General features: G+C 67.1%; 24 protein-coding genes and 1 riboswitch. Of the genes, 14 read left to right on the top strand and 10 right to left on the bottom strand.

What is annotated here, in order from left to right:
• Nucleotides 1–127: 127 nt before the first annotated feature.
• The 6 genes from CRO50_RS05085 to CRO50_RS05065 all read right to left on the bottom strand — a co-directional run bounded on the left by CRO50_RS05085 (nucleotide 128) and on the right by CRO50_RS05065 (nucleotide 3,933).
• Nucleotides 128–334, bottom strand: coding sequence for a hypothetical protein (locus tag CRO50_RS05085; RefSeq protein WP_097144816.1), 207 nt, complete (start codon nucleotides 332–334; stop codon nucleotides 128–130).
• Between the two features lie 331 nt (nucleotides 335–665).
• A complete protein-coding gene (locus tag CRO50_RS05080) occupies nucleotides 666–1,025 on the bottom strand; it encodes a hypothetical protein (RefSeq protein ID WP_097144815.1) in 360 nt (119 codons plus the stop codon).
• Between the two features lie 105 nt (nucleotides 1,026–1,130).
• Nucleotides 1,131–1,424 carry a hypothetical protein gene (locus tag CRO50_RS05075; protein ID WP_143516859.1) on the bottom strand — a complete coding sequence of 98 codons (294 nt, stop codon included), beginning with the start codon at nucleotides 1,422–1,424 and terminating at the stop codon, nucleotides 1,131–1,133.
• Between the two features lie 150 nt (nucleotides 1,425–1,574).
• Nucleotides 1,575–1,718 (bottom strand): hypothetical protein, encoded by a 144-nt coding sequence (locus CRO50_RS20075; protein ID WP_179747205.1) that lies wholly within the window; start codon nucleotides 1,716–1,718, stop codon nucleotides 1,575–1,577.
• Nucleotides 1,719–2,015: 297 nt separating this feature from the next.
• Nucleotides 2,016–2,372, bottom strand: a complete 357-nt coding sequence (locus CRO50_RS05070; RefSeq protein ID WP_097144813.1) for a hypothetical protein — start codon at nucleotides 2,370–2,372, stop codon at nucleotides 2,016–2,018.
• A 28-nt stretch (nucleotides 2,373–2,400) separates the two neighbouring features.
• Nucleotides 2,401–3,933: an acyl-CoA carboxylase subunit beta gene (locus CRO50_RS05065; RefSeq protein WP_097144812.1), complete on the bottom strand. Its 1,533-nt coding sequence runs from the start codon at nucleotides 3,931–3,933 to the stop codon at nucleotides 2,401–2,403.
• Between the two features lie 199 nt (nucleotides 3,934–4,132).
• Between CRO50_RS05065 and CRO50_RS05060 the strand changes: the two genes are divergently transcribed.
• The 4 genes from CRO50_RS05060 to CRO50_RS05045 all read left to right on the top strand — a co-directional run bounded on the left by CRO50_RS05060 (nucleotide 4,133) and on the right by CRO50_RS05045 (nucleotide 7,743).
• Nucleotides 4,133–5,350, top strand: a complete 1,218-nt coding sequence (locus CRO50_RS05060) for a multidrug effflux MFS transporter (RefSeq protein WP_097144811.1) — start codon at nucleotides 4,133–4,135, stop codon at nucleotides 5,348–5,350.
• 65 nt (nucleotides 5,351–5,415) lie between these two features.
• Nucleotides 5,416–5,757, top strand: a complete 342-nt coding sequence (locus CRO50_RS05055; RefSeq protein WP_097144810.1) for an ArsR/SmtB family transcription factor — start codon at nucleotides 5,416–5,418, stop codon at nucleotides 5,755–5,757.
• Nucleotides 5,754–6,218 (top strand): SRPBCC family protein, encoded by a 465-nt coding sequence (locus tag CRO50_RS05050; RefSeq protein ID WP_097144809.1) that lies wholly within the window; start codon nucleotides 5,754–5,756, stop codon nucleotides 6,216–6,218. The genes CRO50_RS05055 and CRO50_RS05050 overlap by 4 nt, the downstream gene beginning before the upstream one ends.
• Before the next feature lie 124 nt (nucleotides 6,219–6,342).
• A complete protein-coding gene (locus CRO50_RS05045; protein WP_097144808.1) occupies nucleotides 6,343–7,743 on the top strand; it encodes a helix-turn-helix domain-containing protein in 1,401 nt (466 codons plus the stop codon).
• Between the two features lie 23 nt (nucleotides 7,744–7,766).
• Here the strand turns inward: CRO50_RS05045 and CRO50_RS05040 are convergent, their stop codons facing one another.
• The 3 genes from CRO50_RS05040 to CRO50_RS05030 all read right to left on the bottom strand — a co-directional run bounded on the left by CRO50_RS05040 (nucleotide 7,767) and on the right by CRO50_RS05030 (nucleotide 9,737).
• Nucleotides 7,767–8,018: an HP1242/YdcH family protein gene (locus CRO50_RS05040; protein ID WP_097144807.1), complete on the bottom strand. Its 252-nt coding sequence runs from the start codon at nucleotides 8,016–8,018 to the stop codon at nucleotides 7,767–7,769.
• A 92-nt stretch (nucleotides 8,019–8,110) separates the two neighbouring features.
• Nucleotides 8,111–9,061, bottom strand: coding sequence for a DMT family transporter (locus CRO50_RS05035; RefSeq protein WP_416061092.1), 951 nt, complete (start codon nucleotides 9,059–9,061; stop codon nucleotides 8,111–8,113).
• A 76-nt stretch (nucleotides 9,062–9,137) separates the two neighbouring features.
• Complete coding sequence (locus CRO50_RS05030) at nucleotides 9,138–9,737, bottom strand: LysE/ArgO family amino acid transporter (protein ID WP_097144806.1); 600 nt, start codon at nucleotides 9,735–9,737, stop codon at nucleotides 9,138–9,140.
• A 102-nt stretch (nucleotides 9,738–9,839) separates the two neighbouring features.
• Here CRO50_RS05030 and CRO50_RS05025 point away from each other — a divergent pair, with 102 nt between their 5' ends.
• Both CRO50_RS05025 and CRO50_RS05020 read left to right on the top strand, forming a co-directional pair.
• Nucleotides 9,840–10,730, top strand: a complete 891-nt coding sequence (locus tag CRO50_RS05025; RefSeq protein ID WP_097144805.1) for a LysR family transcriptional regulator ArgP — start codon at nucleotides 9,840–9,842, stop codon at nucleotides 10,728–10,730.
• 60 nt (nucleotides 10,731–10,790) lie between these two features.
• Nucleotides 10,791–11,195 carry a VOC family protein gene (locus CRO50_RS05020; protein WP_097144804.1) on the top strand — a complete coding sequence of 135 codons (405 nt, stop codon included), beginning with the start codon at nucleotides 10,791–10,793 and terminating at the stop codon, nucleotides 11,193–11,195.
• Between the two features lie 43 nt (nucleotides 11,196–11,238).
• Here CRO50_RS05020 and CRO50_RS05015 read toward each other — a convergent pair whose 3' ends face one another.
• Entirely contained in the window at nucleotides 11,239–12,105 is an 867-nt protein-coding gene (locus CRO50_RS05015; protein WP_097144803.1) for a glycosyltransferase family 2 protein, read from the bottom strand.
• Between the two features lie 122 nt (nucleotides 12,106–12,227).
• Between CRO50_RS05015 and miaB the strand changes: the two genes are divergently transcribed.
• The 8 genes from miaB to metK all read left to right on the top strand — a co-directional run bounded on the left by miaB (nucleotide 12,228) and on the right by metK (nucleotide 20,573).
• Nucleotides 12,228–13,553 (top strand): tRNA (N6-isopentenyl adenosine(37)-C2)-methylthiotransferase MiaB, encoded by a 1,326-nt coding sequence (miaB, locus tag CRO50_RS05010; protein WP_097144802.1) that lies wholly within the window; start codon nucleotides 12,228–12,230, stop codon nucleotides 13,551–13,553.
• Between the two features lie 378 nt (nucleotides 13,554–13,931).
• Nucleotides 13,932–14,438, top strand: a complete 507-nt coding sequence (locus tag CRO50_RS05005) for an OmpA family protein (protein WP_232617767.1) — start codon at nucleotides 13,932–13,934, stop codon at nucleotides 14,436–14,438.
• 13 nt (nucleotides 14,439–14,451) lie between these two features.
• On the top strand, nucleotides 14,452–14,775 hold the full coding sequence (locus tag CRO50_RS05000; protein WP_097144800.1) for a hypothetical protein: 324 nt from the start codon (nucleotides 14,452–14,454) through the stop codon (nucleotides 14,773–14,775).
• Nucleotides 14,776–14,997: 222 nt separating this feature from the next.
• Entirely contained in the window at nucleotides 14,998–16,020 is a 1,023-nt protein-coding gene (locus CRO50_RS04995) for a PhoH family protein (protein WP_097144799.1), read from the top strand.
• 78 nt (nucleotides 16,021–16,098) lie between these two features.
• Nucleotides 16,099–16,620 (top strand): rRNA maturation RNase YbeY, encoded by a 522-nt coding sequence (gene ybeY / locus CRO50_RS04990; protein ID WP_097145334.1) that lies wholly within the window; start codon nucleotides 16,099–16,101, stop codon nucleotides 16,618–16,620.
• Between the two features lie 229 nt (nucleotides 16,621–16,849).
• On the top strand, nucleotides 16,850–17,743 hold the full coding sequence (locus CRO50_RS04985; protein WP_097144798.1) for a hemolysin family protein: 894 nt from the start codon (nucleotides 16,850–16,852) through the stop codon (nucleotides 17,741–17,743).
• A 20-nt stretch (nucleotides 17,744–17,763) separates the two neighbouring features.
• Nucleotides 17,764–19,293, top strand: a complete 1,530-nt coding sequence (lnt, locus tag CRO50_RS04980; RefSeq protein ID WP_097145333.1) for an apolipoprotein N-acyltransferase — start codon at nucleotides 17,764–17,766, stop codon at nucleotides 19,291–19,293.
• A 42-nt stretch (nucleotides 19,294–19,335) separates the two neighbouring features.
• Nucleotides 19,336–19,385: riboswitch (SAM-SAH riboswitch) on the top strand.
• Between the two features lie 6 nt (nucleotides 19,386–19,391).
• A complete protein-coding gene (gene metK, locus CRO50_RS04975) occupies nucleotides 19,392–20,573 on the top strand; it encodes a methionine adenosyltransferase (RefSeq protein WP_097144797.1) in 1,182 nt (393 codons plus the stop codon).
• Nucleotides 20,574–20,774 lie beyond the last annotated feature (201 nt).

The following is a 20,774-nucleotide window of genomic DNA, read 5'->3' as shown; positions in this document are numbered from 1 at the left end:
GCGGCGCGCAAACGAAAGCCCCCCGCCGCGCGGAAGGCGCAACGAGGGGCATGCTTTGGATTGTACTGTCAGACGGGCGGCAGTTGCCGCACCATCGCAGGCGTCAACGGCGCAGGCGCCGAAGGCCTTAGCGGCAGGCGCCGGGGTTGGCCTGGCAGTAGGCCACGTTGCCGGCTGCGCCGACCAGGGCGCCGCTGCCGACGCTGCCGCCGGTGACGGCTGCTGCGCCAACGCCTGCGGCGCCGCCGAGCACGGCCTGTTCGCCGAGGGTGTCACCACATGCTGCGAGACCGGTGCAAAGCAGACCGGCGAGAATCCAGGTTTTCTTGAACATAGATACCTACCTTCGTGTTGGAGCGTTCTGCGGATAGAAACGCCGAGACTTGAAAAAAGTTCCGCCGCCGCGACACATCTGTTCCGTTGCCGCCGATCCTGCACCCCGGCGATACGCGACCGGGACGAAAAAACGGGCAGCCGCGAATTGGGGACGAGCGGCTGCCCGATAGGGGAAGGGTAACGGTATTGACACGCCGCGCCTCCGGGCGTTGCACCCGGCATGACGGCCCGCCCATTGCTGCCCGTCGGACGCACGCCCGCAAGCCCCTTGACCGGAGCCCCGCGAAGCTGGGCCGAAACCCGCGCAATCCGGACGGACATAGGCAGGATCACGCCCAGTCCTCCTCTTCAAAGGCGCCTGGGAAAGCGGCACGTGCGGCGGCCTCGTCGATGACGAGGAGGGCTTCGTAACTCTCTGGATCGAAAGGCTCTTCCGCGGGCAGCACCTCGCGGCCAAAAAGCCAGGACAGGCGCCCCGCATCGAGGTTGCCGCGCTCGAAGGGCTGGTCGCCGAAGTGCTCCCAGAGGGCGGCCATGAAGGCCTCGTCGGCGCGCTTGTCGGGGGTGCGCCGATCCTTGTAGCGCTCGCGCTTGGTAATCGGCGTCACGCCCTTGGGATTGGCGCGGCGGATGGTGAACTGGAAATCGGAACCGGGCAGACGCCCGGGGAAGCCACGGTGCTTCAGCATGCCTCGGCCCTTCCCTTGTTGGTGGTGGTACGAGGCAAGCCGGGAAGGACCGGCAGCGAAACGGGGACGAAGGCCCGGGCAAAGACCGGACCCTCGCGGAAGGTCTTACTGGGGATCCGGGTAGTTGGGCCCGTCGTCGTCGTCGCCGGGATCACGGCCCGGAGGCGGACAGGGAATTTCGCGCCCGGTCTGGCGGTCGAGCTCGTAGCACTCGTCATCCGGGACGCAGGTCTCGTTGCGGATCGTGTAGCCCTGGCCACAGGATTCGAGCCCGCCCATCTTGTTGTAGGTAGGCTGCGGCGAGAGGCGCATCGGCTCTGGCGGAGGAGGCGTACAGGCCGCCACGAGGGCCAGGCATGACCCGCCGGCGACAAGACGCAGAAGGCTGAAGGTCGGCATGAAACAAAACTCCCATTTACACTACACGAATGGGAGAAACCGTATCCGCCAATACAACCATTGGAAGAGTTTTCCGCCGGCACACGAAAATCGGCGCTTTTCCCCCCTTTCAGGGGGTGGGGCGCACGGCGATGCGTGCGCCCGCCAGTCTTACTTGTACTTGCCGGTGTAGACGGGTTCGCTCGAGATGGGCTCGGGCTCGACCACGACGTATTCCTCGGTCGCGGGCTTGGCGCAGGCAGCAAGGCTGCCTGCGAACGCGAGGGCGAGAAGAAGGTGGATGGATCGGGACATTCTAAACTCCTGACATGCCTCTGGGTCCCCCGGAGCCTTTGCGGCCCTTCAACATGGGGACATTCCGGTTCAGCCGCGCCATGGCGGCATGAGACAAGCATAGCCCGATCACGATGGATTTCATATCTGGGCGCTTTCACGGTCACTTCCTGTGGTGCGAAAAGCTCAGCCTGATAGGGGTTTGGCCGGGGACCCGCAACATGTTGTGGGCGCAGGCGAGGTGCCTCCAGATGCGGCACATGCGCGGGGTCTGGGCGTGACAGGTCCTGGCGCTTGCGGGGGGCCCTGCGGCGAAGATCAGCCATGGCTGCGCCTCCCGGCATGGGCGATCCAGCGCGCCTGGTGGGTGGGGCTTTCCAGCAGGTCGGCCAGGCTGTCGCGCACCCGGCCCGTCACCGGGTCCGCCAGCGCGCCGCCGGCCCGGATCACCAGCCCGCCCTCGGATCGAGAGACCTCGACCGCCGGGGCGAAGCCGCGCAGATCCTGCAGCCGCCGCCACATGTCCTGGCGCACCTGCTGCGCCACGCGGGTGAGAGAGACCGTGCGGGCACAGGGCAGCTCTGCCTCGACCGAGAGATCGAAGCGCACCGGCAGGCGACGGGTCACGGTGACCCGCCCCTCGTCCTTCAGGATATGCCAGCCTTTGCGCGCCATGTGGCCTCTGCCCTTCGTGAATGCCCGTTCAGAGCGGGATGTTGTCGTGCTTCTTCCAGGGATTCTGCAGCTTCTTGCCGCGAAGGCTGGCGAAGGCCCGCGCCACACGCCGACGGGTCGAACGCGGCTGGATCACCTCGTCGATGAAGCCCCGTTCCGCGGCGATGAAGGGATTGGCGAAGCGGTCCTCGTAGTCCTTGGTGTGCTTCGCGATCTTCTCGGCGTCGCCCAGGTCGGCACGGTGGATGATCTCGGTCGCGCCCTTGGCGCCCATCACCGCGATTTCGGCGGTCGGCCAGGCATAGTTGAAATCACCACGCAGATGCTTCGAGGACATCACGTCGTAGGCGCCGCCATAGGCCTTGCGGGTGATCACCGTTACCTTGGGCACCGTCGCTTCGCCATAGGCAAAGAGCAGCTTGGCGCCGTGCTTGATGACGCCGCCGTATTCCTGGCTGGTGCCCGGCAGGAAACCCGGCACGTCGACCAGGGTCAGGATCGGGATCTCGAAGGCGTCGCAGAAACGCACGAACCGCGCGGCCTTGCGGCTGGAATCGATGTCGAGGCACCCGGCCAGCACCAGCGGCTGGTTCGCCACCACCCCCACCGACTGGCCTTCCAGTCGGATGAAGCCGGTGATCATGTTCTTGGCGAAGTCTTCCTGGATCTCGTAGAAATCGCCCTCGTCGGCGATCTTCAGGATCAGCTCCTTCATGTCGTAGGGGCTGTTGGCGTTGTCGGGGATCAGCGTGTCGAGGCTGGTCTCGATCCGGTTCACATCGTCGAAGAAGGGCCGCACGGGCGGCTTCTCGCGGTTGTTGAGCGGCAGGAAGTCCACCAGGCGGCGCACCTCGGCCATGGCTTCCACGTCATTCTCGAAAGCGCCATCGGCGACGCTGGATTTCTTGGTGTGGGTCGAGGCGCCGCCCAGTTCCTCCGCGGTCACCACTTCGTTGGTAACGGTCTTCACCACGTCAGGGCCGGTGACGAACATGTAGGAGCTGTCTTTCACCATGAAGATGAAGTCGGTCATGGCGGGGCTGTAGACCGCGCCACCGGCACAGGGGCCCATGATCACGCTGATCTGCGGCACCACGCCCGAGGCCATCACGTTGCGCTGGAAGACCTCCGCGTAGCCGGCCAGGGAGGCGACGCCTTCCTGGATGCGGGCCCCGCCCGAGTCGTTCAGCCCGATGACCGGCGCGCCGTTCTGCATCGCCATATCCATGATCTTGCAGATCTTCTGGGCATGGGTTTCAGAGAGCGAGCCGCCGAAGACGGTGAAATCCTGGCTGAAGACATAGACCTGCCGACCGTTGATCGTGCCCCAGCCGGTGACCACGCCGTCGCCGTAGGGGCGCTGCTTCTCCATGCCGAAGTCCGTGCAGCGATGCGCGACGAACATGTCGAATTCCTCGAAACTGTCGGCATCCAGCAGCAGGTCGATACGCTCGCGCGCGGTCAGCTTGCCCTTGGCGTGCTGTGCCGCGATCCGCTTTTCGCCACCGCCCAGCCGGGCCGTCTCGCGCCGTGCCTTCAGCTCTTCCAGGATATCCGTCATCGCGCTCTCCTTCCCTCAGGTCCGGCCTTGCCGGATCTTCGCATGCATGCAGGGGAAGCATAGAGTCCGAAAGAACAGGTAAAAAGGGAAAAGGGGCAAATTTGCAAAGTCTTGGCAGAGCCCCTCTAGCAAACTGCAAAACTGCAAACTACGTGACAGGCGCATGGACATGCGAGTTTCATACGTCTAGCACAATGCAATGACCCAGACCAAACCCCGCCGGTACCTGGACCGCAGCACCCCTCCGCATCTGTCGACGCTGATCCTGCTTGCCGGAATCGGTGCGATGACGATGAACGTCTTCCTGCCGTCGCTGCCGAAGATCGCAGATTATTTCGCCGTCGACTACAAGGTGGTCCAGCTTTCCGTCGCGGGCTACCTGGCGGCCAGCGGCTTCCTGCAGCTCTTTGTCGGGCCCTTCGCCGATCGCTACGGGCGGCGTCCGCTGCTGCTCTGGGGTCTGGGGATCTTCGTTCTGGCGACCATCGGCTGCCTGCTGGCGCCGAACTTCGCCACCTTCATGGTCTTCCGCATCCTGCAGGCCTCGGTCGCCACCTCCATGGCGCTGTCGCGGGCCGTGGTGCGTGACATCAACACCCCCGACCGCGCCGCGGCGATGATGGGCTATGTCACCATGGGCATGTCCATGGTGCCGATGTTCGCCCCGGTCCTCGGCGGGGTGCTGGATGAATTCTTCGGCTGGCAGGCCTCGTTCTGGCTGCTGCTGGCCTCTGGCCTGGTGATCTTCTGGATCACCTGGGCCGACCTGGGTGAGACCGCCGCGCCCTCGGACCTGTCGATCCTGCGCCAGTTCGGCGAATACCCCGAGCTGCTGACCTCGCCGCGCTTCTGGGGCTACTCGATGGCCGCCGCGACCTCGTCCGGCGCCTTCTTCGCCTATATCGGCGGCGGCCCCTTCGTTGCCACCTCGGTCTTCGGCCTGTCGCCGGCGCAGTTCGGCATGTTCAACGCCGCCGCCGGGATCGGCTACTTCATCGGCAACTGGTTCACCGGCCTCTATGCCTCGCGCGTCGGGATGAACCGGATGATCCTGTCCGGCGGCCTCATCGTCACCCTCGGCATGCTGCTGTCGCTGCTCTGCGCCCTGGCCGATTTCGGCGGCCCCTATGCCTTCTTCGGAGCGATGATCTTCGTGGGCTTCGGCAATGGCATGACGATTCCCTCGGCCAATGCCGGGATGCTGTCCGTCCGGCCCCACCTTGCGGGCACGGCGGCGGGACTTGGCGGCGCGATCATGATCGGTGGCGGCGCCGCGCTCTCGGCGCTGGCGGGCAGCCTGCTGGCACCTGGCACGGGGGCCTTCCCGCTGATCTGGCTGATGCTGGTCTGCGGCATCGCCTCGGTCTGCTGCATCCTGGCGGTCATGCGGCGTGAGCGCCGCCTTGGCGTGGCCTGAAGACACTTAGCCACTCAGCTAAGTTTTCGCTTGCCCGACTCGCGGCAGGCTGATTACTTAGCCATATGGCTAAGCTTGATCCCGCCCTCGACATGGCCTTCGCGGCCCTTTCCGATCCGACCAGACGTCGGATCCTGGAACGTCTCGCCCGTGGCCCTGCCACGGTGAGCGAGCTGCACGCTGTCCATGACATGTCTCTGCCCTCGTTCACTGCGCATCTGAAGAAGCTGGAAAGCGCGGGGCTGATCACCAGCAAGAAGGAGGGCCGGGTGCGCAGCTGCGCGCTCTCGCCCGAGGCCTTCGCGCCGGTGCAGGACTGGCTGGCCGAACAGCGCGCCCTCTGGCAGGGCCGCCTTGATCGTTTCGACGCCTATGTCACCCAAATTTCGGAAGAGAGAAAGCCATGACCGACCAGAGCCCGCGCACCGACCTCAGCTTCACCCGCCACCTCGCGGTGCCCCGCGCACTGGTCTGGGAATGCTGGACCCGCCCCGAGCATATCCCGCATTTCTTCATCCCCGCGCCGCACCGCGTGACGGCCTGCGACATCGACCTGCGCGTCGGCGGGCGCTTCAACACGACCTTCGAAGTCGAGGGCAACGTGATGGAGAACACCGGAGTCTACCTCGAAGTGATCGAGGGGCGCCGGCTGGTCTTCACCGATGCCTACTCAGAGGGCTGGAAGCCCGCCCCCGATCCCTTCATGACCGCCATCCTCGACTTCGAGGACGACGGCGAAGGCACCCGCTATACCGTCACCGTGCGGCACCGTTCGCCCGAGGCCTGCGCCCAACATGAACAGATGGGCTTCTTCGATGGCTGGGGCACCGTGGCCAGCCAGCTCGAGGCCTATGCCGCGACGCTCTGACACGCATGTGCCACGTCCTGTCTTACGGCTTGTTAAGCAAGATTTGCAAAGTTAGCCTCTCGGGATGTTAATCTGCAAAGCCACCGGGATTTCCGGTGGCCTTGCAGCGTCGGGACAGGTGGGCATGGGCAATCAGAAACTTTACGCCGGGGCGAAGCTGCGCGAGACGCGCCAGAAGCTGGACCTGACCCAGAAGGAATTCGCCACCAAGCTGGGCATCTCGCTGCCCTATCTGAACCAGATGGAGAACAACAACCGGCCGGTCTCGACCTCGGTTGTGCTGTCCCTGGCGCAGGAATTCGGCTTCGACGTGACCGAGCTTTCGACCGGCGACAGCGAGCGCCTGGTCTCGGACATGCGAGAGGCCATGGCGGATCCGGTGCTGGCCGATCTGTCGCCGCCGATGGCGGATCTGCGGCTGACGGCCTCGAATGCGCCGGCCCTGGCACGGGCCTTCCTGCACCTGCACCGCGCCTACCGCCAGACCCACGAACGCCTGGCCTCGCTGGACGAGGCGCTTGGCCGCGACGATGCCCGCGCCACCCCCAGCCCCTGGGACGAAGTGCGCGATTTCTTCCACTATTGCGACAATTACATCGACGCCGTGGACCGCGCCGCCGAACGCTTCGCCACGCCCCTGCGGAACGAGAACAACATCCGCGTGCGCGCCGTCTCGGCGCTCGGCAACCTCGGAGTGCGCACCAAGTTCGACGACATCCACGAGCTGCGCCGCTACGACCCCGAGCGCAAGGAGCTGACGCTCTCCCTGCGTGCCGCGCCCGAGACCCAGACCTTCCAGCTGCTGCTTCAGGTCGCGCTGCTGGAGCAGGACAAGCTGCTGGAGGCGACGCTGGACCTGGCGCGCTTCCAGTCCGACACCGCCCGTGCCATCGCCAAGATCGGCCTGGCCAATTACTTCGCCGGGGCGGCGCTGATGCCCTACACCCGCTTCCTTGAGGCCGCGCAGGAGACGCGCCACGACCTGGAGGTGCTCTCGATGCGTTTCGGCGCCTCGATCGAACAGGTCTGCCACCGTCTCTCGACCCTGCAGCGGCCGGGAGCAAAGGGCATTCCGTTCTTTTTCGTCCGCGTCGACCAGGCCGGCACGATCACCAAGCGCCATTCGGCCACGCGGCTGCAATTCGCCCGCTACGGCGGGGCCTGCCCGCTGTGGAACGTGCACCGCGCCTTCGAGACTCCGGGCCAGTTCCTGCGCCAGCTGGCCGAGACCCCGGACGGGGTGCGCTACATCAGCCTGGCGCGGGACGTGTCGAAATCGGGGGGACGCTGGGGGGCGCCGGTGCGGCGCTACGCCATCTCGCTTGGTTGCGAGGTCGCCCATGCGGACAAGCTCGTCTACGCGGATGGCCTGGACCTGTCGGGCCCCGGCACCTTCGAGCCCATCGGGATCTCCTGCCGGATCTGCGAGCGCGAGCATTGCCACCAGCGCTCGGTCCCGCCGCTGGAACGGCGCCTGACCATCGACAGCAATGCGCGCGGTACCCTGCCCTACGAGGTGGGCTGAACGCCGCGCGCGGTTCTCACGTTTCAGGCAGTCAGATGGTTGGCCCGCAGAACGGCGTAGATCTGGTCCTTCAGCGCGCCGCGCCGCTTGCGCGCCTCGATCAGCACCAGGTCCTCGACCGGCTCGACGTTGGTTTCCTGGCGGTGAATCTTGCGGTTCACCTCGTGGTACTCTTCTGCCAGTCGCGCGAAATGCGCATCCGTGCCCTTCAGAGCGTCGATGAGCTCGACGAATTCCGGGAACTCCTGGTCCAGCGTATGAGGGGTATGCGACATCGCCCTGTCCTTTCACTTCTTGTCCGAAGCAAAGGTCTAATGGTGATTCCGCCCTGCGGCTTTGACCTTGATCAAGCGCGGACGCCGAAGGCTCAGGGTTTCGTCGCCTCGACCGCGCGACCCGCGTCGCGGCGCTTCAGCTGCGCTTCCCGGAAGGTGATGAAGCTGACCGCGGCCAGGATCAGCCCGCCGCCGAAGATCACGTAGGGGTCGGGCTCTTCGCCGAAGACCAGCGCGCCCAGGAGCACCGCCCAGACCAGTTGCAGGAAGGTCACCGGCTGTGTCACCGTCATCGGCCCGGCCCGGAAGGCCAGGGTCATGAAGTAATGCCCCAGGGTCGCCAGCAGCGCCACGCCCGCCAGCTGCACCAGTTGCAGCCCCGTGGGCGTCACCCAGACCGGCAGCGCCACGGGCAGCAGCCCGATGGAGACCGTCACCGACATCAGCGCCACGATCAGCGCCGGATCCAGGTCATCCGAGAGCCGCTTCGAGATCATGTAGGAGCCCGCGAAGGCGCTGGCCGTGCCCAGCATCGCGATATGGCCCAGGCTGATCTCGCGCAGCCCCGGCCGCAGGATGATCAGCGCCCCGATCAGCGCCACGCCGACCGCCGCCAGCCGCCGCGCGGCCAGCTTGTCGCCCAGGAAGATCCCGGCCCCGAGGGTGATCAGGATAGGGTTGAGGTAATTCAGCGCGGTGACATCGGCCAGCGGCAGCCGCGCCATGGCGAAGAACCACAGCGCCACACCGAAGGAGTGGAAGACCCCGCGCCCCACCACGAGCCGCCATTGGAATCCCGAAAGCCTGAGATGCAGGAGCCGTGGCAGCACCGGCGCGAGGAACACCAGCCCCATCAGGAAGCGCAGGAAGGCCGCCTGAGGCGCGGGCACCTCGGTGCCCAGTGTCTTGACCAGCGCCGTGACCCCGACGAAGCAGAAACCCGTCGCCAGCATCCAGCCGATGGCCACGAGCGGCTGGAACTCCGTGGCCTGTGCCTCGGGGGGTTCGGGCTCTGGGGCCGGGGAATTGCGTGCTTTCGTCATGCATTTGTCCTAGGCGCCTTGCGGCGTCGAGGCAAGCGCCTCGGGGTCGGATGCGGCCGTCCGCGCGCGAGGCTGTTCAGGACCAGAGCAGCGACAGGGCGACGCTCCACATCACCAGCGCCACCGAAAGATCGAGGCAGCGCCAGGCCAGGGGGCGGCGGAAGACCGGCGCCAGCAGCCGCGCGCCGTAGCCAAGCGTGACGAAGAAGGCGAAGGAGGCGCAGATGGCCCCGGTGGCAAAGGCACGCTTGTCGGCGAAATCCGCCGAGACCGCCCCCAGGAGCACCACCGTATCCAGGTAGACATGCGGGTTGCCCCAGGTCAGCGCCGCCGAGATCGCCAGGCTCTGCCAGAGCGGCCTTGCCGCGGCCTCGGCGGCCTCCAGCGCCTGCCCGCCGCGCCAGGCGCTGCGCAACGCCAGCGCGCCATAGACCAGCAGGAAGGCCGCGCCGCCCAGTCGCATGAGTTCCACCGCCCAGGGCAGCGCCTGGCTCAGCGCGCCGAAGCCCAACACGCCCGCCAGGATCAGCACCGCATCCGAGGCCGCGCAAAGCAGGACCACAGGGCCCACGTGCTGGCGCAGGATGCCCTGCCGCAGCACGAAGGCATTCTGCGCACCGATCGCCACGATCAGTGACAGCCCCAGTCCCAACCCCGCCCAGAATGCCTCACCCATGCCGCTCGTCCTTCACCCGGTCCCATATGCTCAGGCGCTTGGCCTATGCCGGGCGGGGCGATATATCCAATGAATGATTTTCAGTATGGATTAGAAAAACTGATGCAACTCGACCGCGCTCAACTGGCCGCCCTGGCGGCGATCCTGCGCCATGGCAGCTTCGACCGGGCCGCGGCCGAGCTGGGGATCACCCAATCCGCCGTCTCGCAGCGGCTTCGGGCGCTGGAAGAGCGGATCGGCACGCCGCTCATTCGCCGGGGCCCGCCGGCCCGCGCCACCGAGGCGGGGGCACAGCTGGCCCGGCACGCCGACGAGATCGCCCTGCTGGAGGCCCAGACCCTACAGCGGATGAACCTGGCCCCCGGCGCGGCGCGGGTGCGGCTGGCGGTCAATGCCGACAGCCTGGCCACCTGGATGCCCGCCGCCCTGGCCCGCGCCCAGGACGCCATGCCCGGCACAAGTTTCGAGGTCGAGGTCGACGACCAGGACCATTCGGCCCGCTGGCTGCGCGAGGGCCAGGTTTCGGGCGCGATCACGTCGGAGGGGGCCAGCCTGCTGGGCTGCGATGCACTGCCGCTCGGCGCCCTGCGCTACCGCGCCACCGCCAGCCCCGGCTACATGGCGCGCCACCTGCCCGAGGGCGCGACCGCCGAGGCGCTGGCGCGGGCACCGATGCTGAGCTTCAACGACAAGGACGGCTTGCAGGGCCTCTGGCTTCAGACCCATTTCGGACCCGGCCTGCGGCCCCCGACTCACCGCCTGCCCTCGACCGAGGGCTTCGTGCTGGCCGCCGAGGCGGGGCTGGGCTGGGGCCTGAACCCAGAGGTGCTGATGGCGCCGGGCCTGGCCTCGGGGCGGCTGGTAGAGCTGATCCCCGACACGCCCCACGACACGCCGCTCTTCTGGCAGGTCTCGCGCCTCATGGCGCCGGGCCTTGCACCGCTGACCCGCGCGATCCGCGATGCCGCCCGAAGTTTCCTGATCGCGGGGTGAGCCCGCGTCGCCCATGCTGTAGAAGCAAAGCACCCCCGGCAGGACAGGAGAGCCGCCCCCATGATCGCCTATGTCACCTTCGGCGCCGATGACCTTGCCGCCGCAGAGCGTTTCTACTCGGCCGTCCTGCCCGATCTGGGTTTCACGCTCAAGACCGGGCCGGAGGGGCTCAGCTATCTGCCGCGCGCGGGCGGGGCGGCCCCGGATTTCTACGTGAAACCGACCTTCGACGAAGCCCCGGCCTCGGCCGGGAACGGAACGATGGTGGCTTTCGAGGCGGGCACCCAGGCAGAGGTGCGCAGGCTGCATGCCGCAGCGCTGGCAGCCGGCGGAACGGACGAGGGCGCGCCGGGGTTCCGCGAGGCCTATGGGCCACGTTTCTACGTGGGCTACCTGCGCGATCCGCAGGGCAACAAGATCGCGCTCTTCTCAAGCAACCCAGACGAGCCGGGGCGGAACGGTTGATACAATCTTCCGGCCCCATTGCCTCCGGCGATCCGCGCCCGGTCTAGAACCACTGACCGGGCTCCATCAGCCCCAGGTCCAGCAACTGCCGCGAGTGCCACTCGAAGGGCGCGGAATTGTGCCAGGTGAAGCTTTGGATATCGAAGCGCGAACCGGGGTTGGTGGTCAGCGCCTTGGCGGTGCGGAAAGAGCAGATGCAGGCGGTCAGGTTGTGGTGCCAGGGGCAGGAATAGGTGTTGTACTCGGGATCGTTGAAAAGGTGGTTCTCGCCCATCACCAGCCCCGCCCGCGCCCGGAAGAGAGAGATCCGGTCGATCTTGCGCTTGTTCTCGGGCACGTGCTCTTCAAAGCGCCAGCGCAAACCGCCGTGGAAATCCAGCTGACGCTCGCGCTCGTTGCCCCATTCGTCCAGCCGCGCCAGGGCGTAGTAGCCCGCCCGGTCCAGGTGGGCCCGCTCGATCGACACCGCCTGCGGCGCCGCCTGCAGGTCGTCGGCGTAGAGGTCGATCACGTAGGTCAGCATCGCATCGCGGCGCTCTTCGGCGTGGAAGGCCAGAAGCTCGACGACGTTGCGGGTCTCGCAGAACGGGTGGAAGAGATATTCCGCGTTGTAGCAATAGTAGAGCCAGGTGCCCGGAGCCGCCGCCTCGATCACCGCGTTGACAGCCTGGCTCAGGGCCTCGGGCCGGGTCATCAGGTAGCTGATGCGGTGGATGTCGCGGGCCAGGTCGGCGGCGACCGTAAACGCCTCGGGGGCAAAGAGCAGCACCTCGGCGAAACCGGCGTCCCGGTGGTGGCGCAGGGTGCTGTCGAGCTCGACCTCGTCCTCGGCGAAGATCATCGCCACGGGCCCCCTGGCCAGCAGGTCCCGGCCCTTTCGCAGGAAGGTCTGAAGAGAATCGAACTGCATATGCCCCCGGCACCCCGTCGTCGCGTCTGCCGCCAAGGAAGCCCGACCCGCCCGGCGATTGCAAGCACCCCGCGTTTCGGTGTAGCAACACGCCCTGACCCGCTACCCCGAAGAGGCCCCAGATGTCCGAGCCCAAGAAGCTTTTCATCAAGACCTACGGCTGCCAGATGAACGTCTACGACAGCGAGCGCATGGCCGAGGCCCTGGGCGGTCAGGGCTATGCCGAGGTCTCTTCGCCGGACGAGGCGGACATGATCCTGCTCAACACCTGCCACATCCGCGAGAAGGCAGCCGAGAAGGTCTACTCCGAGCTTGGTCGCTTCAAGCACCTGAAGGCCGAGAAGCCCGATCTGAAGATCGGCGTGGCTGGCTGCGTGGCCCAGGCCGAGGGGCGCGAGATCATGCTGCGTCAGCCCATGGTCGACCTGGTGGTGGGGCCGCAGAGCTACCACCGCCTGCCCGAGATGGAGGCGCAGGTCAGCTCGGGCAGGAAGGCGCTCGATACCGAGATGCCCGAAGAGGACAAGTTCGAGAAGCTGAAGGCCCGTCCCAAGGCGAAGCGCGGCCCGACCGCCTTCCTGACGGTGCAGGAGGGCTGCGACAAGTTCTGTGCCTTCTGCGTGGTGCCCTATACCCGTGGCGCCGAGGTCTCTCGCCCGGTCGAGCGCGTGTTGCGCGAGGCCCGCGACCTGGTCGAGCGCGGCGTGCGCGAGATCACCCTGCTGGGCCAGAACGTCAACGCCTACCACGGCGAGGGGCCCGATGGCCGGGACTGGGGCCTGGCGCGGCTGGTCCGCACCCTGGCCGAGATCGACGACCTCAAGCGCATCCGCTTCACCACCAGCCACCCCAACGACATGGAGGACGACCTGATCGCCGCCCATGGCGATTGCGAGAAGCTGATGCCCTACCTGCACCTGCCGGTGCAATCGGGCAGCGACCGCATCCTGAAGCGGATGAACCGCAGCCATACCCGCGATAGCTACATGGCGCTGATCGAGCGCATCCGCGAGGCGCGCCCCGATATCGCGCTTTCCGGTGACTTCATCGTCGGCTTCCCGGAGGAAACCGACCAGGACTTCCGCGACACCATGGACCTGGTCGAACGGGTCAATTACGCCTCCTGCTTCTCGTTCAAGTACTCCACGCGCCCCGGCACCCCGGCGGCCGATCGCGGCGGCCAGGTGCCCGGCGACGTGGCCTCTGCCCGGCTGATCGAGCTGCAGGCGCTGCTGAGCCGTCAGCAGCAGGCCTTCATGCAGGACATGGTGGGCCGAGAGGTGGGCGTGCTCTTCGAGAAGCCGGGCCGCCATCCGGGCCAAATGGTCGGCAAGTCCGACCACCTCCATGCGGTGCATGTCACCGCCGAGGGCCTGAAGCCGGGCGATCTGCGCCGCGTGCGGGTGACCAGCGCCGGGGCGAACTCCCTGGCCGCAGAGCTCGTCTGAGCGCCCGCGCCGGGGGCCACCCGCCCCCGAAGCCTGCCCCCGGCAAGCCCCCGCTACCTCGCCAGTCTGCGCTGCCCCTCGCCGCCGGACCTGCCGCGCCCCTGCGGCGCAATCCTTCGGCACTCTCCCCACAGCTAGTTCAGCCGCGTGGCCGCAAAACCATATTTGGGTCGCGGCCGGGGCGATCGCTCTTCACAAGCGCTTTTCGCTGCGTCATGGTGAAAGCGCATATGATTGCCGGACTTGGACGGATGCCGGGACAGCAGCCGCCCCAAAGCCCGCGGGGACAGAAAGGAATTGGTTGTGGTAGTTGAAACTGCGGAGAAAACGCGGTTCCGGCCCTTGGCTGTCGTGGCCATGGCCTGCGCCATGATGCTTATGCTGGCAATCGTGCCAGGCACGGCACGGGCCCAGGGCAAGGGCTGGAACGAACCCTATGTGCCGACGATCTGGGTCGATCCGGATGGCTGCGAGCACTGGGTGATGGATGACGGCGCCGAGGGCTACATGACGCCCCACGTCACCCGCGAGGGCATCCCGGTCTGCCGACGAGGCAACGTCTGCGGCGTCATGCCGAGCGACCAGTTCTTCGCCACCGACAGCTACGCCATCAGCGCGGCGAACAAGCAGCGTCTGGCCGATTTCTTCCGCCAGGCGAATGCCACCTCCTACATCATCGTCGGCCATACCGACAGCCGGGCCTCGGATGCCTACAACATGCGGCTCTCGTACAACCGCGCCAACTCGGTGGCCAAGGTGGCCAATTCCGTCGGCGCGCGGATCGCCGATGTGCGCGGCTATGGCGAGCGCATGCCCGCAGAGCCCAATACCACCGTCGCCGGCATGGCTGCCAACCGGCGCGTCGAAATCATCTGCATCCGCTGAGGGGACCCGCGACATGCAACTCATGAAAGCTGCCTCGGGTATCTTGCTGCTGGCCTCTCTGGCCGCCTGCGGACACCCGTCCAACGTGCCCGGTGACAAGAGCATCGACCGGGGCTTCAACTCGCACCACCTGTCGACCATGAAGGCCGGCATCTGGGTCGACCCCAACGGCTGTGACCACTGGATCATCGACGATGGCCTGGAAGGCTACCTGTCGCAGCGGCTGGACAAATACGGCAAGCCGGTCTGCTCGGGCACCGCGCCGCCCAACACCGCCACCGGCGGCTTCAAGCGCGGCTCGCCGGTTCCCGACCCGACCCAGGCGCCCGGAACCTGAGACCCGGAGCTGGGGCAGCTCCCCGGAGATCGCCCCGAGACGAGGGGGCGAGCGCCCTGCCGCAGAGTAACCACCCAGATGCCGCAAGCCTTCGCTTGCGGCATTTTCCGTCCCATGGTCGGCCTTCGCGCAATCGGTGCTTGCCCCCCGCCCCGGCCCCTGCCACGCTGAGACCATGGCTCGCCGGTGCCACGCACCGGCCAAGATCTGAAGGAGCGCTCTTTGGCCACCAGCCTGCTGACCCCCGGCACGGACGACACCCCCCTTGCCGAAGTTGCCGTCGAATTCCCCGATAACCGCCTCCTGATCGAGCTCTGCGGCGAGTACGACCGGAACCTGGCCTACCTGGAACAGCAACTGGGCATACAGATCCTGCGCCGCGGCAATCACCTGGTCGCCCATGGCGAGGCAGTCGCTGCCCAGGAAACCGTCGACGTGCTGCGCGCGCTCTATGCCCGGCTCGAAGCGGACCGCGAGGTCGGGCCCGCCGATATCGACCGCGAAATCCGCATGCGCGAACCGGGTGCCGAGAACCCCTCGACCGCGACGCCGGACGGCGACCAGCTGGAAATGTTCCGGGGTGGCGATGTCGAGATCAAGACCCGCCGCAAGATGGTCGAGCCGCGCACCGAGGCGCAGAAGGACTACGTCCGCAACCTGTTCAAGCACGAGCTGAGCTTCGGTATCGGCCCGGCGGGCACCGGCAAGACCTATCTCGCCGTCGCCGTGGCGGTGAACCATTTCATCGAGGGCAATGTCGACAAGATCATCCTGACCCGCCCCGCCGTCGAGGCGGGCGAGCGCCTGGGCTTCCTGCCCGGCACCCAGGAAGAGAAGGTCGATCCCTACATGCAGCCGCTCTATGACGCGCTGAACGACTTCCTCGGCGCCAAGGACGTGGGCAAGCTGCGCGAGGCCAAGAAGATCGAGATCGCGCCGCTGGCCTTCATGCGCGGCCGGACCCTGGCCAATGCCTTCGTGGTGCTCGACGAGGCCCAGAACGCCACCACCATGCAGATGAAGATGTTCCTGACCCGCCTCGGCGAGGGCTCTCGCATGGTGATCACCGGCGACCGCAGCCAGGTCGACCTGCCGCGCGGCGTGCAGTCGGGGCTGAGGGATGCCGAGCGCCTGCTCTCGGCGATCCCCGACATCAGCTTCAACTACTTCACCGCCAAGGACGTGGTACGCCACCACCTGGTGGCCAAGATCATCGAGGCCTACGAGGCCGACGAGGAAAGCTGACGGCTTTCGGGCTGTCCCCGCCGGGGCAGCCCGCGATCAAGGATTGGCGGCTCCGGGCTGTTGCTGTATGGGCCTGCCATGACCGAGACCCCCGATATCGTCGATTGCGTGATCGAAGATCCCCGCTGGGAAGACGCCGCGCTGCCCGAGCATGCCGCGCGCGCCGCGCTGGCGGTCTGCGACCGGCTGGGGCTTGACCCCGCCGCCTTCGAGATCTGCGTCATGGGCTGCGACGATGCCCGCATCGCCACGCTGAACACCGAGTTCCGCGGCAAGCCCACGCCGACCAACGTGCTCTCCTGGCCTGCCGAAGAGCTGGCCCCGGAAGACGAGGGCGCCACGCCCGAGCTGCCCCAGGTCGATCCCGAAGAGGCGCTCTTCGGCCCCGCCGAGCTGGGAGATATCGCCATTTCATGGGACACCTGTGCCCGCGAAGCCACAGCCGGCGGGCTGTCCTTTTCCGACCATGTGACCCATTTGCTGGTTCACGGAATCCTTCATCTTCTGGGTTATGACCACGTCCGGGACGGCGACGCGGAGCTGATGGAAGGGCTCGAGACGGAAATACTTGGCAAGATGGGTATCGCTGACCCATATTAATACCCATATAGCGCGAGGCCGCACCGTTGCGGCCGGTATCTGGAAAGGAACGATGGGCGACAGTATAGACGGGTCTTCTAACGCAGCGCAGCGCGCGCGTCCCCAGACCCCCGACCCCGCTCCGCACAATGCGGCTCGCATGGTCGACAACACGGGCAGAACCACCCCCATATCGGGCCCCGTTGCGGGCCAGATGTCGACCGGCATGACTTCGGCCCACGGGACCCCCATGAACGGCAAGACCGCCAACGTACCGGCCGCCACCATGGCGCAGCCGGCGACCACGGCCGCGCCCGTTACGGGGTCACGTCCGGGGTTCTTCGGCCGCCTGCTGGGCCAGCGCCGGGGCGACACCCGCTCCGGGACCACCGCCGGCACCCCGCAGAACCCGCAGCAGAACGGCCGCCGCCATTCGCTGCTGAACCTGCGCAACATGCGGGTCGAGGATGTCGCCATCCCCAAGGTCGAGATCGTCTCGGTGCCGATGACCATCACCCAGGATGACCTGGTGGATGTCTTCCGTGACACCGGCATGACTCGCCTGCCCGTCTATGACGAGACGCTGGACAGCCCCAAGGGCCTCGTCCACCTCAAGGACTTCGCCCTGAAGCACGGCTGGAACGGACATGGCGATTTCGATCTCAGCCAATTGCTGCGCCCGCTGCTCTTCGTGCCGCCCTCGATGCCCATCGGAGTGCTGCTGCAGAAGATGCAGAGCGAGCGGCGCCACATGGCGCTGGTGATCGACGAATACGGCGGCGTGGATGGCCTGGTGACCATCGAGGACCTGATCGAACAAGTCATCGGCGAGATCGAGGATGAACACGACGTCGACGAGGACGCGCTCTGGACCCGCGAGGCCTCGGGCTCTTATCTCGCGCTGGCCAAGGCGCCGCTCGAGGACTTTGAAGAGGCGACCTCGGTCAACCTGACGGAAGACGATTCGGTGGACGAGGAAGAGATCGACACCCTCGGCGGGCTGGTCTTCATGCTGGCCGGTCGCGTGCCCGCTCGCGGCGAGGTCGTCGTGCATCCCGACGGGCACGAGTTTGAAGTGGTCGACGCCGATCCCCGCCGCATCAAGCGGTTGCGGGTGCGGCTCGGCGCCCACGCGGCGGAGTGAGCCCGGACACGCCGATGTCGATGTCGAGGCTACAACGTCTCTGGCCCGTCCTGCGGCCCGCCCTGGCGGGTCTTGTCACGGCCTCGGGCCAGGCGCCACTGGCGCTCTGGCCCGTTGCGATTCTCGGCTACGCGCTGCTCTTTCACGCCCACCTCGCAGCCCCCTCCCCGCGCCGCGCAGCGCGCATGGGATGGCTTTTCGGCACCGGCTATTTCGCCGGGGCGCTCTTCTGGATCGTCGAGCCCTTCTTGGTCGATCTGGCCCGCGATGGCTGGATGGCTCCCTTCGCGCTGGTCTTCATGGCAGGCGGGCTGGCGCTCTTCTGGGGCGGGGCGCTCTGGCTGGCCAAGGCGCTGGCGCCAAGGGGGCTGGCCGCCGTGCTGGTGCTCTGCGGGGCCCTGACTCTGGCCGAGGCGCTGCGCGGCTGGATCTTCACCGGCTTCCCCTGGGCCGAGATCGGCCATGCGCTGATCGGCGCGCCGCAACTGGCCCTGGCAAGCTACATCGGCGCCCATGGGCTGACCCTGCTGCTGCTGCTGCCCGCCGCCCTGCTGGGGCTCGCCCTGGCGCGCCCCTCGGCTGGCCGGGCGCTGCTGCCCGGCGCCTTGGCCGCGCTGCTCCTGGCCGCCCCGCTGGCTCTGGCGCTGATGCTGCCGCCCCGCGCACTGCCCGCGGCCCCCGAGGCACCGCTGCTGCGCCTGGTACAGCCCAATGCCGCGCAACGGCTGAAATGGGCGCCCGAGTTCGTACCCATCTTCTTTCGCCGCCTGCTGGACTACACCGCCGCCGAGCGCCCGGACGGGCGCCGCCCCGACCTGGTGATCTGGCCCGAGACCTCGGTCCCCTACCTGCTGAACGAGGGCAAGTCCCTGACCGACATCCTGGCCCGTGCCGCCGCAGGCAGCCCGCTGGTTGTCGGCATCCAGCGCCGCGAGGCGGGCAGCTACTACAACAGCCTCGCCCTGCTCGACGCAGAGGGCACCTTGGCCCAGACCTATGACAAGCACCACCTGGTGCCCTTCGGCGAATATGTCCCCCTCGGCGATCAGCTGGCGAAACTGGGGATCTCGGCGCTGGCCTCGCAGCAGGGCTACGGCTACCGCCCCGGCCCCGGCGCCCGCCTGCTGGATCTGCCGGGCATCGGCATGGCCCTGCCGCTGATCTGCTACGAGGCGATCTTCCCGCGCGATATCCGCGCCGCGCCCGCCCGCCCAGAGCTGCTGCTGCAGATCACCAATGATGCCTGGTTCGGGCAATTGGCGGGTCCCTACCAGCACCTGGCCCAGGCCCGGCTGCGCGCCGTCGAGAGCGGATTGCCCATGGTGCGCGTCGCCAACACCGGTGTCTCGGCGCTGATTTCGGCCGATGGCGAGCTGCTCGACAGCCTGCCCCTGGGCCAGGCGGGCTACCTCGACGTGGCCCTGCCTCCGCCCTCCGCGCCGACGCCCTACAGCCGTTTCGGCGACATCCCGGCGCTTCTCGGGGCCCTTTTGCTGCTCTTTGCCGCCCTGCCTCGGCTTGTTCACCGTAGATTAGGCCCTTTGCAATAAAGGGAATTGACCCTGACCGCCGAGCGTCTTAACCAAGATTACACGCCGCCCCAACGGCTTCCTGACGGGGCAGGTCTGAAATTATCGGAGCAATTCTCATGACTCGCCAGAACTACATCTTCACCTCTGAATCCGTTTCAGAGGGTCACCCCGACAAGGTCTGCGACCGCATTTCCGATGCTGTTCTGGACGCGCTCATCGCGGAGGAGCCCGAGGCGCGCGTCGCCTGCGAAACCTTCGCCACCACCAATCGCGTCGTCATCGGCGGCGAGGTCGGCCTGGCCGACCAGGACAAGCTGCAGGACTACATGGCCTCGATCGAGGACATCGCCCGCGCCTGCATCAAGGACATCGGCTACGAGCAGGACAAGTTCCACCACGAGACCGTGGAAGTGACCAACCTGCTGCACGAGCAATCGGCCCATATCGCCCAGGGCGTCGACGCCTCGAACGAGAAGGACGAAGGCGCAGGCGACCAAGGCATCATGTTCGGCTACGCCACCGACGAAACGCCCGAGCTGATGCCGGCGCCGATCCTCTACGCTCACAAGATCCTCAAGCGGCTGGCCGAAGTGCGCAAGGACGGCACCGAGCCGACCCTGCGCCCCGATGCCAAGTCCCAGCTCTCGCTGCGCTACGAGAACGGCCTGCCGGTCGAAGTCACTCAGCTGGTGCTCTCGACCCAGCACGCGGACGAAGGCCAGACCTCGGCCCATATCCGCGAGATCGTCGAGCCCTACATCCGCGAGGTCCTGCCCGAGGGCTGGCTGACCGACAAGACCGAGTGGTGGGTGAACCCCACCGGCAAGTTCGTCATCGGCGGCCCTGACGGCGACGCGGGCCTTACGGGCCGCAAGATCATCGTCGACACCTACGGCGGCGCAGCCCCGCACGGCGGCGGCGCCTTCTCGGGCAAGGATCCGACCAAGGTGGACCGCTCGGCGGCCTATGCGGCGCGCTACCTGGCCAAGAACGTCGTGGCGGCGGGTCTGGCGGGCAAATGCTCGATCCAGCTCTCCTATGCCATCGGCATCTCGAAGCCGCTGTCGATCTATGCCGACACCTACGGCACCGGCAAGGTCGACGAGGCCGAGATCGAGGCGGCCGTGGCCAAGGTCATGGACCTTACCCCGCGCGGCATCCGTTCGCACCTCGCGCTGAACAAGCCGATCTACCAGCGCACCGCGGCCTACGGCCACTTCGGCCGCGCGCCCGATGAAGACGGCGGCTTCTCCTGGGAGAACACCGACCTGGTCGAGGCGCTGAAAGCCGCGATCTGAGGCGATACGCCTGATCTGAAACGCCCGGCCCCGCTCTCTGCGGGCCGGGCGTTTTGCTTTGAGGCTGCCCTGCAACGGATCATGATCATCGGCGGGCCAGGCTCAGGCGAGCCGACGCTGGCCCTCTCCCTGCCGGTCACCCATTGCGACCAGTGTTGCTGCCCCGGCTGCGCCCCGTTCCTCGGCAGCGCGCACCGCCCG

The sequence above is a fragment of the Pseudooceanicola antarcticus genome (genome assembly GCF_900215355.1).
Taxonomy (GTDB): Bacteria; Pseudomonadota; Alphaproteobacteria; order Rhodobacterales; family Rhodobacteraceae; genus Pseudooceanicola; species Pseudooceanicola antarcticus.
This window is presented reverse-complemented; position numbering and strand designations above follow the sequence as displayed.

Coding starts and splice junctions, on each gene's coding strand:
- CRO50_RS20075 (WP_179747205.1), bottom strand. CDS start 1,718: ATGTCCCGATCCATCCACCTTCTTCTCGCCCTCGCGTTCGCAGGCAGC.
- CRO50_RS05070 (WP_097144813.1), bottom strand. CDS start 2,372: ATGGCGCGCAAAGGCTGGCATATCCTGAAGGACGAGGGGCGGGTCACC.
- CRO50_RS05045 (WP_097144808.1), top strand. CDS start 6,343: ATGGGCAATCAGAAACTTTACGCCGGGGCGAAGCTGCGCGAGACGCGC.
- CRO50_RS05020 (WP_097144804.1), top strand. CDS start 10,791: ATGATCGCCTATGTCACCTTCGGCGCCGATGACCTTGCCGCCGCAGAG.
- CRO50_RS05050 (WP_097144809.1), top strand. CDS start 5,754: ATGACCGACCAGAGCCCGCGCACCGACCTCAGCTTCACCCGCCACCTC.
- CRO50_RS05065 (WP_097144812.1), bottom strand. CDS start 3,933: ATGACGGATATCCTGGAAGAGCTGAAGGCACGGCGCGAGACGGCCCGG.
- CRO50_RS05080 (WP_097144815.1), bottom strand. CDS start 1,025: ATGCTGAAGCACCGTGGCTTCCCCGGGCGTCTGCCCGGTTCCGATTTC.
- CRO50_RS05015 (WP_097144803.1), bottom strand. CDS start 12,105: ATGCAGTTCGATTCTCTTCAGACCTTCCTGCGAAAGGGCCGGGACCTG.
- ybeY (WP_097145334.1), top strand. CDS start 16,099: ATGACCGAGACCCCCGATATCGTCGATTGCGTGATCGAAGATCCCCGC.
- CRO50_RS05075 (WP_143516859.1), bottom strand. CDS start 1,424: ATGCCGACCTTCAGCCTTCTGCGTCTTGTCGCCGGCGGGTCATGCCTG.
- CRO50_RS05000 (WP_097144800.1), top strand. CDS start 14,452: ATGCAACTCATGAAAGCTGCCTCGGGTATCTTGCTGCTGGCCTCTCTG.
- miaB (WP_097144802.1), top strand. CDS start 12,228: ATGTCCGAGCCCAAGAAGCTTTTCATCAAGACCTACGGCTGCCAGATG.
- metK (WP_097144797.1), top strand. CDS start 19,392: ATGACTCGCCAGAACTACATCTTCACCTCTGAATCCGTTTCAGAGGGT.
- CRO50_RS05005 (WP_232617767.1), top strand. CDS start 13,932: ATGCTGGCAATCGTGCCAGGCACGGCACGGGCCCAGGGCAAGGGCTGG.
- CRO50_RS05055 (WP_097144810.1), top strand. CDS start 5,416: ATGGCTAAGCTTGATCCCGCCCTCGACATGGCCTTCGCGGCCCTTTCC.
- CRO50_RS05040 (WP_097144807.1), bottom strand. CDS start 8,018: ATGTCGCATACCCCTCATACGCTGGACCAGGAGTTCCCGGAATTCGTC.
- CRO50_RS04985 (WP_097144798.1), top strand. CDS start 16,850: ATGAACGGCAAGACCGCCAACGTACCGGCCGCCACCATGGCGCAGCCG.
- CRO50_RS05030 (WP_097144806.1), bottom strand. CDS start 9,737: ATGGGTGAGGCATTCTGGGCGGGGTTGGGACTGGGGCTGTCACTGATC.
- CRO50_RS05035 (WP_416061092.1), bottom strand. CDS start 9,061: ATGACGAAAGCACGCAATTCCCCGGCCCCAGAGCCCGAACCCCCCGAG.
- CRO50_RS05060 (WP_097144811.1), top strand. CDS start 4,133: ATGACCCAGACCAAACCCCGCCGGTACCTGGACCGCAGCACCCCTCCG.
- CRO50_RS05085 (WP_097144816.1), bottom strand. CDS start 334: ATGTTCAAGAAAACCTGGATTCTCGCCGGTCTGCTTTGCACCGGTCTC.
- lnt (WP_097145333.1), top strand. CDS start 17,764: ATGTCGAGGCTACAACGTCTCTGGCCCGTCCTGCGGCCCGCCCTGGCG.
- CRO50_RS05025 (WP_097144805.1), top strand. CDS start 9,840: ATGCAACTCGACCGCGCTCAACTGGCCGCCCTGGCGGCGATCCTGCGC.